Source organism: Caballeronia sp. GAWG1-1 (assembly GCF_023631465.1).
In the GTDB taxonomy this organism is placed as follows: domain Bacteria; phylum Pseudomonadota; class Gammaproteobacteria; order Burkholderiales; family Burkholderiaceae; genus Caballeronia.
This window is the reverse complement of the sequence record NZ_JALQDB010000071.1, coordinates 1-9,950: the sequence shown is the minus strand read 5'-3', so window position 1 is coordinate 9,950 and position 9,950 is coordinate 1. Positions and strand designations below refer to the sequence as shown.

Below are 9,950 nucleotides of genomic sequence, written 5' to 3'. Positions count from 1 at the left end.
TCCACTGATTCGAAACAGTGGACATAGCCTGCACGCTCAGATCAAAGAGTTCCAGACGTCCATTTCTGCGCGCTTACCGTCAATCGCCTGATTCAACACCCACTCGCCAAGCGTATGAATCAGACCATCGGACTCGGCAATAGGTACGAAAGCAGCGGGGGAAACGTTCCCGAGCACGGGGTCTTGCCACCTTAACAGGGCTTAGACTCCGACGATCTCTCCGGACACCATATCGACCTGCGGTTGATAATGCAGCTTTAGGGCGTTGTTCGAAAGGGCGTTTTGAAGGCGCGTCGTCACTTCGAGACGCTTCGCGGCAGCTAAATGCAACTGCTCATTGAAATGTTCTATCCGATTGCGCCCTGCGGCCTTCGCTGCATACATCGCGACATCTGCTCGACTCAAAAGCGCTTGGGGATTGTGACCATGATCAGGAAATGTGCTAATGCCAATACTGGCACGCACGTGAATTCTCTGCCCAGCCAGAGAGACCGGTTCATTTATCTCGTCGATAATTTCCTTGGCCAGCGCCCGGACAGCCTCCGCAGGCGAACGCACCGAGACGATGACGAACTCGTCTCCTCCATAGCGAGCAATGTCTTCAGTGGCCTGATCGGTCGCCTCTTTCAGTCGAGCCGCGATAATTGTTAGGAGTTGATCCCCAACGCGATGGCCGAGCGAGTCGTTGACAATTTTGAAATCGTCTAGATCGATAAATAGGACGTTGAGCAAATGACTTGGATCTCGTACATCAAGTCGCAGGGCCAGTTGTGAGTTAAGAGTGCTCCGATTCAGCAGGCCAGTTAACGGATCCTGTTCGCTAAGGCGTCTTAAAGCTTTTGATCGCTCGGCTAGCTTGAGTGCGGTGCGGTAGCTAGCAAAGCCTAACGACAAGGGATACACCACTAACATCGGCAAACAAGCCAACAAAGTTGTTGCGTCAGGAATCCACTGCGGCTCGACCCGCGAGCCGAATGTCACCGCGCCGGCTACCGTCCCTAATACACAAAGCAACGACCCTTTAGCCAATTGGCGCCAGCCGCCTGCGGCAACGTTGTTCATCATGAACATCAGCAGTACAAGCGTACTAGGAAGCCACGTGAAATTCATCACCGCGACGGATGTTCCGCTCACGAAATCGTCCAAATACATATTCAGACGCTCCGCGTGAGCGGGGTCGCGAGACCGACATGCGAGACGGTATGCGACGTGAGGCCAGACAACGCAATAGACTGCAATGTAGGCCTTCGCAATATCCGAAGAATGCTCACGCCATAGGATCATCTGGACAAAGACAAGCCCTAGGGTCAGTCCAACCGTTCGTAGCGCGTACGCGCGCCGGGCGAAGCCGAGCCCACGCACGGGATTCGATTTGCGAGCATTCATTGTGGTACGTCCATTAAGGGACGAGTTTGATCGGAATCAGAACGCCTGCCATTCGTCCATAACGGACTGCGTCATGCGGACAGTTTTCAAGATTGGAACAGCCATCGGCATGCCATTGTTGAACGCTTTAGAGCGCAATTCGGGTGCCTTTTTTCGGGGTGGAATTGTCCGACTCACTTCTTCCGGCCTGCCCGCATCAGTTTGAGGAGTGCTTCCAAGCTTGAAGACCGACACTAGGTCACGTAGCGCGCTCGATTGCTGCGCCATGGACTGCGCCGCGGCGCTCGCTTGCTCAACCAGCGCTGCATTCTGCTGTGTGACCTCATCCATCTGAGACACAGCGACATTCACTTGTTCAATACCAGTGTGCTGCTCTGACGAAGCAGCTGAGATCTCTCCCATAAGGTCTGCTACTCGCTTAACTGATTGCACGACTTCGTTCATTGTCCGCCCAGCCTCGTCAACAAGATCAGAGCCAGCATTTACTTTGGCGACCGATTCGCCTATGAGATCTTTGATCTCCTTCGCCGCTGTGGCACTTCGTTGGGCAAGCGTGCGAACCTCACCTGCAACTACGGCGAAGCCTCGTCCCTCTTCGCCGGCCCGCGCAGCCTCCACAGCCGCATTGAGCGCAAGAATATTGGTTTGGAAAGCTATGCCCTCGATCACGGAGATGATCTCCGCGACTTTTTCGGAGCTCGCACTGATGTCTTTCATTGTGTCAACGACGCGGCTTACGGCAGCACCACCTCGCGCCGCCACCTCCGAAGCGTTCGCAGCAAGCGTATTTCCTTGCTGCGCATTCTCCGTGTTCTGTTTGACCGTCGAGGTCAGCTCTTCCATGCTAGCCGCTGTTTCTTGAAGCGAGGCCGCCTGCTCCTCCGTTCGCTGACTGAGATCGGTGTTCCCCGCTGCAATCTCAGCGGAGGCTGTCGCAATACTTTCGCTGCCGTTTCGGACGCGGCCCACGATGTCGACCAGCCGCTCATTCATGTTGCCGAGAGCTCGAAGCAATGCACCCGTCTCATCCTTACCATCGTCTACGATGGTTGAGGTCAAGTCACCCTGGGCGACAGTCTCGGCAACCTTGAGCGACCGACGAATCGGCGTAACGATCGAACGCGTAATGAGTAACCCGACCGCGACGCTGAGTACGATTGCCAATGCAATGAGAATCGAAGTGAAAACCAGTGTTCGCTGATAATCGATGGCGGCTGCTCCAGCCGCTTCGCTCGCGCCTTTTGTATTGAGCGCGACGTCACGGTCGATCAGCGCAGAGACGGTTGCGAACAACGGCGCAGATTCATTAGCCGCAATTTCGCGGGCCTCAGTAAAATTCTGCTCGCCGGCGTCGTTCAATGCATTGATCTTATTGTCGGCGACCAGATACGCCGCCCACGCCGCGTTAAATGCGTCAAACAATTGCTTTTCTTCAGGATTCGAAATCAGCGAGGGGTATTTAGCGAGTGCACGATTGAGTGCCGCTAGGCCATCTTTGCGCTTTTGCACCTGCGCAGATTTCTCCTGCGGACTCGTCGCCAGAAGTGCGCCCATGGAGCCCCGCCTTACTGCGTTTGTCGCGGATTGGATCTCCCCAAGCGTGAGCACGCTTGGCATCCAATCGTTAGCCAGCTCATCCGTTCCCTTATAGACACGAGAAACTTGAAATAGGGCAAGTCCCCCGATCAAGCAAAGAGAGAGCAACGTGATGCCAAAGCCGATACCAAGCTTCGCCCCGATTTTAATATTTCTCAACGTTTTCATAGAAGGCCTTGTTGTCGTTTCGGCGAGTGAGTTACAAGGGCATCGTCCAGGAAGGACGACTTCGTACGCCGCGCCATGTTTTGCCTTACGGCCGCGCGAGGACAAACTTTAATTTTTCCGAATTTTCGATGTCGCTCGAGACGTTACGACGTCAGAAGAAAATGCCGATTTGCAGATCGGCTAAAAATTCCTGATTCGTGGGAAACAAAGCAGGTCGAGACCGGTGACATTGCGACACGGCCAGCTGATGAGCAAGCTTCTAATTTTGCCGAATCCAGTGGTGCAGTTTGCACTTTTTCTAGCTAGTCATTATTCTGAATACTCAACCGAAGCCCTCAGGAGCTCAGAAGCAATGGAAAGCGATCCCATTTTGACCACGCGCCAAGCGGCGGAAATACTAGGTGTGTCAGTCCGCACCGTGCAAACTTGGGTGGAGGAAGGTGCTATCGAGTCTTGGAAAACGCCTGGCGGACACCGACGCGTTCGCAAGAGCGCCGTGGCTGCGCTGCGTGCGCGACGAGTGGTCGCACCAACGCAGACCTTGCACACGGTGCTCGTGATCGCAAGCGAAGCAGCGGCGAAGCGATGCAGTGAAAGCATCGCTGACCTACACGCTATCCGGGTCGCCGTTGTCCATGACGCGCTGTTTGGTTTGATCGAGGCAGGGCATCAGACGCCGTCTGCGCTAGTGTTAGAGGTTGATCGCCTCGACTGGGAACGGATCGCCCTACTCAAGCGCCTTCTCGCATCGCCTAGGCTCTCCGATTCGCGTGTGGTCGTCTTGTCGACCCTGACTCCCGAAGAATTTAAATTTGATCTCGGTGATGCTCAGATACGCGTAGTTAGCAAGCATGCGAGTAACGACGAGTTGCGAGCCGCGATCGCGCCACATTACAAAGCCGCGACAAACAAGGCGCTGACTCAAGAACATGCGCGTTTGCAGGCTTTGGCTCGAACGCATCTAGTGGACAGCCCGCGGCAGGAAGAATTCGACGCGATTGTCACAATGGCAGCAAGCGTCTTAAAGGCGCCAATTGCGCTGATTACGCTCCTTACGGCTGAAAAACAATGGTTCAAAGCGCGGTTCGGCCTTGATGTCCAAGAGACGCCCAGAGCAAACGCATTCTGCAATTACACCATTGAGCAGCAAGACGTGTTCGTTGTAGAAGATGCAGCCTTAGACGAGCGCTTCAGTGCCAATCCCCTTGTCACAGGCGATCCTAGAATTCGATTCTATGCTGGGGCACCAATAATCGACTATGAAGGTTTCCCGCTTGGCGCCCTCTGCGTCATCGATCGTGACCCGCGAAGATTCAAAACCTCGCAAGTGACGACGCTGCGCACTCTTGCGGCCCTTCTTGCGGACAAAATAAATTTGCACGCCCGCGATAGACAACTCAGATGGGCCAAGAGTGGCTGACGGGATTGCGCTCCTCCCGAACGTCATCAACTTTTTTGTCAAGTCATGCAGGGTGCGGAAGCGAGCCCGCGTTGGCGGCTATTCGCTGAATAAGAATGTAAGAGTTAAGATGACCTGCCCCCGGTTTCAGTACGAAGCGGAATAGCCATCAGGGACCTCGCTTTGTATACCCGGAGGGACCAAGAGATACTTGCCGCCCTGCCCCTTGTCCGCCCCGGCAGGCCGACATCGCCACACCATGTATGCCCTTCCGCTTGCGGCCCACAGATCGGCCTTTGGAAGAAATCGTCGAGGATGTCCTGCAATCCGGGCGGCACCTCGATCAAGATCGGACCGTCCTTCGCAAGGTCAAGATAGCCCAATGCGTAGATCACATCCGAATTCGGTGTGGTATAAGCGTCTTTGCATCGAGACGATGTTTGAAGATCGGCAGAACGTTGTAGCCGGCGCCAAACTTTTGCTCCGAGCCTTCCTTCATTGCAAAGACGCTCAGGGCGGGAAGTGTCCACAGATAGACCTGCACAGCCCTTTGGAAAAGCCACTCGTCCTGCAAGGGTTGAACAAATTTCGTTGCGGGGTAGCCGCCTGGAAAAGGTAGGTTGGCAAGTTCGCTGTAGTGCGGTGATTGACCGTAGGCGATGCTGCTTGCGACAAGTGCTACTGCGCATACAGTCAGGCGAAGTCGAAGGTTCATTGCGTTCTCGCTTTTGAATTGGTCATTGCGTTGCTTGAACTGCGGGCGGAGTCCACGTTCCAGCAAGCACGGCAGGCTCCGGCCAATAGGCACGAACATACAACGAGAAATCCTCATTCGCAGGAGACGGCAACCAATTGGCCCGCTTTTCTCCCTCTGGCGGCGTACTTTGAATGTAAATCGTGAGCGTGCCGTCAGTATTGAGCTTTAGGTCCTCGTTCTTTGTACCTACCGAATACCGCTTGATTTCGTTCGGAGCGAAGAAGTGATGAGCGTTGTACAACGTCAATGACCAGAAACCCTTGACGGGCGGTGTCGAGCCTTTTGCAAAACGTCACGGTGTATGCGGGTGAGCCATTCAACCGCTGGCCGGACGCGTCGTTGTCGAGATAAAGTACTTGGTCTCATTGCTCTTGTTGACGAGAATGTTGGACCTTGCCACAGCGGTACGGGTGAAATAGTCTGTTCCGAATGCTGCGCCGTTGCTGATCGTATTCCAGTGGTTTGCCAGCGGCTGACCGAAACTTTTGAAGTTAAGCAACGGAGAAATGACCTCCGCCTCCGCTTTCTTGCTCTCGTCGACGATCGCTGACTTGATAGCTGGGTCTCGTTGAGCGGCCATGAGCAAGCCCTTGACCTGAGCGTACAGTGCTGACTCACCAGGCATCGGCGGTGCCGCTTTTAAAACAAGCGGAAGTTCGTTGACCTGCCCCCGGTTTTAGTACGAAGTGGAGTTAGAGTCCGAGGTTAATAATTCCTTCGCTTCGTGCGCCCGCGCGAATTGCATCGGCGCCAGATAACCGAGCGAGCTGTGGGGCCGCTCAGTGTTGTACTCGATACGCCATTCCTCAATCAAATGCCTGGCATGGCGCATGGAAACGAACCAGTGCTCGTTCAGGCATTCGCCGCGGAATCGCCCGTTGAAACTCTCGATGTAAGCGTTTTCCACGGGCCTGCCGGGCCGGATGAACGACAGCGTAACACCCGCCTCATAAGCCCACGCATCCAGCACCTTACCAGCGAACTCCGGACCGTAGTACATGCAGAATGCCAGCCATCGGTGTAAGGAGCATCCTCCGGATTGTCTGTTCACCACCGGAGAGAACGAAATGGCTGAGGAACTTCCCTTGAATCTGGTTGCAATTGATGTCGGTCGCTACTGGAATGCTGTGCTGATCGAACCAGCAGGAGGCAAGAAGCAACGCTTCCGGATGGCCAACAGTGCAGCAGATTTTGAGCGGCTGCTGAGCTTCCTTCAAGCGCTACGCGGCAATTGCCGCGTAGCGCTTGAGCCCACTGGCGACTACCACCGACCGCTGGCCAACCGGCTGTTACGGGCCGGACATGATGTCGTCAGCATAAATTCGGTGGTGCAGGCTCGCTACCGCGAGGCGCTGTTCAACTCATGGGATAAGAACGATCCGAAGGACGCGCAGGTGATCCTGGAGATGCTTAGGCGTGGGCTGTACCAGCGGTACGTCGATCCGCAGCTCGCCGGTCATCACGATCTCCAAGAGCTGGCGAAGACCTACTACCAAGTGTCTCGCGCCAGGACCAAGGTGCAGCATTCGCTGATAAACCACTGCCTTCCGCTCTACTATCCCGAGATGCACCGCTACTGGTGCGCGACGCGCAACGAGTGGTTCGTGCGTTTCATGCTTGAATTCCCGACGCCCACCCATGTGCGCTCATTGGACCGCGAAGCCTTCACGACCGCAGCGTGGGATCTAGTCGGCCGTAAGGTTGACAAGCGCGCCAAACTCCAGGAGATCTGGGAGTCTGCCGCACATACTGCTGCCTTGCCCCACGCTGCCGATTCGCTGGCCGTGGAGACATTCCGAATCACGCTGCAGCGATATCAGGATTTGAACGTTCTTCGTACTGAAATCGAGGCGCGTGCCGAGTTAGCACTGCGTGATAACGCAGATTTTGCACATCTGAAGACACTTCCCGGAATTGGTTCGGTGATCGCCATGACCATACTCGCCGAGGCTGGCGATATGCGTCCCTTTGGCCACCACCGGCAATTCCTGAAGTACTGCGGATTTGACCTTGCAAAAACGCAGTCGGGCGTGCAACGCGGGCGCGAGCAGCTTTCAAAACGAGGAAATGCGCGCTTGCGCCTGGCATTCTGGCTTGCTGATGTAGCTGCCGTTCGCATGAGAGAGAACTCGTTTCGCTCGAAATACGAACGCTATATCCGCGCTGATCCGGGGAACGCTGACCTGAGGCGCAAAGCGCTGACGGCCGTCGCCGCCAAGATGGCGCGGGTGGCCTACAGTATGATCAAGAGGAACCAGCCGTATCGGCAATTCTTCGAATTCGGTTTACCCAGTGGATCGATCCCTCTCTCGGCTGCCGTAGGGGCGCAGACGACCCCGTAGACAATGCTCGGACCTTCCGCTGGGGCTTCTATGCTGTTTTAGGTACGGTGAAGATCACGCGCGTGCGCGATGAATCTTGTGTCCACTATGGTCAGCAAGTCCCCCCGATTATGCGGAAGACCACTGGTTGATTGCTCTTTGTAATCGCGGCGAACGGCATCGGCCGCGCGCCCGGATGCGCTTTACCTGTTTTGGCGGTTCTGCTTGACAGTTAGTACGTTGTCCACCGTGATGGAAGCAGGCAAGCCGCGCATCTCGCGTAACCGTTCAAGCACCTGCTTGACCCGCAGACCCGGCAACGAGCTATCGACCTCGATAGCCAGGCACTCACGCGTGTAATCGTCGACCACGTTCAGACAGCGAAAGCGCCGACCATTGGCCAACCCGTCGCTGACAAAGTCCATTGACCAGCTCTGGTTCGGTCCCGTTGGCACCGGCAGCGGTTTGCGCTCGACAGCGGCAATGCGCTTGCGTCGCCGCTTGCGCAAGCTCAGTCCGGCCTTGCTGTACAGCCGCCAGATGCGTTTGTGATTGGCCAGCCAGCCCTCGCGCCGCAACAGCACGTGAATTCGCCGATAGCCATAGCGTCGCTTTTGAGCTGCGATGGCCATCATCCGGCCAGTCAGCGCTTCGTCGTCGGCTCGTCGGCGCGACTCATACTGGAACAGCGAGCGCGAAATCCCTACCAGCCCGCGGGCCCGGGTGACACCCATGGCGCGTTCGGTCATCACCATCTTGACCGCCTCGCGTTTGGCCTGCGGGCTTGCTATTTTCGCGACAACAGGTCCTTCAACGCAGAGTTGTCGAGCATCGATCCGGCCAGCAGCCGCTTGAGCTTGTTGTTCTCCTGCTCCAGCTCCTTCAGGCGCTGGGCGTCGGAAACCATCATGCCGCCGAATTTCGCCTTCCAGTTAATGGTATGGACTGCTCCACCAGGCGTATCGTAACTGCTGGCGTTCTCGTTCATAGGAGTGTCGTCATGGACACCATTCGGTTTCTTGCTATCGATCTCGCAAAGAACGTTTTCCAGGTGCACGGCGTGGATGCCGCGGGCAAACTTGTGCTGCGACGTCGCGTCGGTCGCGCCCAACTGGTGGAACTGACTCTTCGACTATCGCCATGCACTATCGGGATGGAAGCCTGCGGAAGCGCTCATCATTGGGCGCGACAGTTTCAACAGCAAGGTCACGTGGTCAAACTGATCAGCCCGCAATTCGTGAAACCCTTCGTGAAGGGCAACAAGAATGATGGCAACGATGCCGAGGCAATCTGCGAAGCGTTGCAGCGACCATCGATGCGCTTTGTGCCGGTCAAGTCGGTGGAGCAGCAGGATGTGCAAAGTCTTCACCGCGCACGTACACGTCTCGTGAGCAACCGGACTGGACTTGTAAGCCAAATGCGGGGCATTCTCGCCGAACGCGGCATCGTATTCGCGCAGTCGAGTACGCGCGCACGTCGAGAGATTCCGGCCATCGTTGCCGACGTCTCGAACGCCTTGACGCCGCTCGCCCGTGAAATGCTCGCCGATCTGATGGAACAATTACGTGGGCTGGACTACCGCATTACCGGCTTCGACAGGCGCATCGATATGGTATTCAAGGCCAGTGAGACCTGTCAGCGCATCGCGCAGATTGAAGGAGTCGGTTCCAAAACAGCGACAGCGATCGTCGCGGCGGTATCAGATCCCAAGGACTTCAAGAATGGCCGCCACTTTGCAGCCTGGCTTGGTCTGGTGCCCCGGCAGAGTTCCAGCGGAGACCGAACGCACCTGCTCGGCATCAGCAAGCGAGGGGACCGGCATCTACGTACGTTACTCATACACGGTGCGCGCGCCGTACTCAGAACCGCACCCACTAAACATAACAAAAAGCACGCCTGGGCTCTTGCCGTACAAGCCAGAAGAGGCGCCAACCGAGCCATCGTTGCGATCGCGAACAAGATGGCCCGTGTCATCTGGTCGATGCTCGCCACCGGCCAGTCGTATCAAAAAGCAGTGTAGCAATGTCACCAACGATGCGTTGACGAATTGACGAATGGCACTCCGGTCGATCCGGCGAGCAGGGAACCTGATTTCTATAACGGCCCCTGAGGTCTTCCAGTTGTTGAGGCCTGCACGCGCGGAATTCCAGTTAGGCGCTGGGCTCCGCCCTGACGCCGGATATAGTGGAATGGCCTCGTCCTACCTTCGATGGAGGAATGCTAATGATCTCGATGGAAGTGCATGGCAATATGAACAGTCCCTGATCCACGAATGAACGGAGGCCGTCATGAGCGTCGCGTTGCTGAGCATCGATCTAGCCAA

At 56.1% G+C, this 9,950-nt stretch carries 11 protein-coding genes and 2 pseudogenes; 3 read left to right on the top strand and 10 right to left on the bottom strand.

From position 1 onward, the window contains the following. Positions 1-36: 36 nt before the first annotated feature. The 3 genes from NCT03_RS34320 to NCT03_RS33085 are packed head-to-tail and all read right to left on the bottom strand — an operon-like array spanning position 37 to position 3,150. Positions 37-198 carry an EAL domain-containing protein gene (locus tag NCT03_RS34320; protein ID WP_350030211.1) on the bottom strand — a complete coding sequence of 54 codons (162 nt, stop codon included), beginning with the start codon at positions 196-198 and terminating at the stop codon, positions 37-39. Positions 199-201: 3 nt separating this feature from the next. Beyond that, the gene (locus tag NCT03_RS33090; RefSeq protein WP_284503575.1) at positions 202-1,386 is read right to left on the bottom strand and encodes a diguanylate cyclase domain-containing protein; all 1,185 of its coding nucleotides are present in this window, start codon (positions 1,384-1,386) and stop codon (positions 202-204) included. Between the two features lie 36 nt (positions 1,387-1,422). Then, a complete protein-coding gene (locus NCT03_RS33085; protein WP_250495451.1) occupies positions 1,423-3,150 on the bottom strand; it encodes a methyl-accepting chemotaxis protein in 1,728 nt (575 codons plus the stop codon). Between the two features lie 247 nt (positions 3,151-3,397). Between NCT03_RS33085 and NCT03_RS33080 the strand changes: the two genes are divergently transcribed. After that, a complete protein-coding gene (locus tag NCT03_RS33080; protein ID WP_250495450.1) occupies positions 3,398-4,570 on the top strand; it encodes a GAF domain-containing protein in 1,173 nt (390 codons plus the stop codon). A 104-nt stretch (positions 4,571-4,674) separates the two neighbouring features. Here the strand turns inward: NCT03_RS33080 and NCT03_RS33075 are convergent, their stop codons facing one another. From NCT03_RS33075 to NCT03_RS33060, 5 genes and pseudogenes are all read right to left on the bottom strand, one after another. Further along, positions 4,675-4,944, bottom strand: a complete 270-nt coding sequence (locus tag NCT03_RS33075; protein WP_250470073.1) for a DUF1254 domain-containing protein — start codon at positions 4,942-4,944, stop codon at positions 4,675-4,677. Next, positions 4,941-5,264 carry a hypothetical protein gene (locus NCT03_RS33070; protein ID WP_250495449.1) on the bottom strand — a complete coding sequence of 108 codons (324 nt, stop codon included), beginning with the start codon at positions 5,262-5,264 and terminating at the stop codon, positions 4,941-4,943. The genes NCT03_RS33075 and NCT03_RS33070 overlap by 4 nt, the downstream gene beginning before the upstream one ends. Positions 5,265-5,286: 22 nt before the next feature. After that, positions 5,287-5,583, bottom strand: a pseudogene (locus tag NCT03_RS34315) (DUF1214 domain-containing protein); the annotation flags it as partial. A 39-nt stretch (positions 5,584-5,622) separates the two neighbouring features. Then, a complete protein-coding gene (locus NCT03_RS33065) occupies positions 5,623-5,886 on the bottom strand; it encodes a hypothetical protein (protein WP_250470075.1) in 264 nt (87 codons plus the stop codon). A gap of 96 nt (positions 5,887-5,982) precedes the next feature. Beyond that, a pseudogene (locus tag NCT03_RS33060) lies at positions 5,983-6,297 on the bottom strand (integrase core domain-containing protein); the annotation flags it as partial. 76 nt (positions 6,298-6,373) lie between these two features. On the opposite strand from NCT03_RS33060, the gene NCT03_RS33055 reads away from it, so the two are divergent. Continuing rightward, positions 6,374-7,648: an IS110 family RNA-guided transposase gene (locus NCT03_RS33055; protein WP_250495452.1), complete on the top strand. Its 1,275-nt coding sequence runs from the start codon at positions 6,374-6,376 to the stop codon at positions 7,646-7,648. Between the two features lie 182 nt (positions 7,649-7,830). Here the strand turns inward: NCT03_RS33055 and NCT03_RS33050 are convergent, their stop codons facing one another. Both NCT03_RS33050 and NCT03_RS33045 read right to left on the bottom strand, forming a co-directional pair. Beyond that, positions 7,831-8,382, bottom strand: a complete 552-nt coding sequence (locus NCT03_RS33050; protein WP_250495448.1) for a DDE-type integrase/transposase/recombinase — start codon at positions 8,380-8,382, stop codon at positions 7,831-7,833. Between the two features lie 32 nt (positions 8,383-8,414). After that, entirely contained in the window at positions 8,415-8,615 is a 201-nt protein-coding gene (locus NCT03_RS33045) for a transposase (RefSeq protein WP_250495447.1), read from the bottom strand. 12 nt (positions 8,616-8,627) lie between these two features. Between NCT03_RS33045 and NCT03_RS33040 the strand changes: the two genes are divergently transcribed. Beyond that, the gene (locus NCT03_RS33040) at positions 8,628-9,647 is read left to right on the top strand and encodes an IS110 family RNA-guided transposase (protein ID WP_250495446.1); all 1,020 of its coding nucleotides are present in this window, start codon (positions 8,628-8,630) and stop codon (positions 9,645-9,647) included. Positions 9,648-9,950 lie beyond the last annotated feature (303 nt).

Bases quoted from the DNA above. Each gene is read 5' to 3' on its own strand.
- NCT03_RS33070 (WP_250495449.1), bottom strand. From the start codon at position 5,264: ATGAACCTTCGACTTCGCCTGACTGTATGCGCAGTAGCACTTGTCGCA.
- NCT03_RS33065 (WP_250470075.1), bottom strand. From the start codon at position 5,886: ATGGCCGCTCAACGAGACCCAGCTATCAAGTCAGCGATCGTCGACGAG.
- NCT03_RS33050 (WP_250495448.1), bottom strand. From the start codon at position 8,382: ATGGTGATGACCGAACGCGCCATGGGTGTCACCCGGGCCCGCGGGCTG.
- NCT03_RS33040 (WP_250495446.1), top strand. From the start codon at position 8,628: ATGGACACCATTCGGTTTCTTGCTATCGATCTCGCAAAGAACGTTTTC.
- NCT03_RS33080 (WP_250495450.1), top strand. From the start codon at position 3,398: ATGAGCAAGCTTCTAATTTTGCCGAATCCAGTGGTGCAGTTTGCACTT.
- NCT03_RS33055 (WP_250495452.1), top strand. From the start codon at position 6,374: ATGGCTGAGGAACTTCCCTTGAATCTGGTTGCAATTGATGTCGGTCGC.
- NCT03_RS33090 (WP_284503575.1), bottom strand. From the start codon at position 1,386: ATGAATGCTCGCAAATCGAATCCCGTGCGTGGGCTCGGCTTCGCCCGG.
- NCT03_RS33045 (WP_250495447.1), bottom strand. From the start codon at position 8,615: ATGAACGAGAACGCCAGCAGTTACGATACGCCTGGTGGAGCAGTCCAT.
- NCT03_RS33085 (WP_250495451.1), bottom strand. From the start codon at position 3,150: ATGAAAACGTTGAGAAATATTAAAATCGGGGCGAAGCTTGGTATCGGC.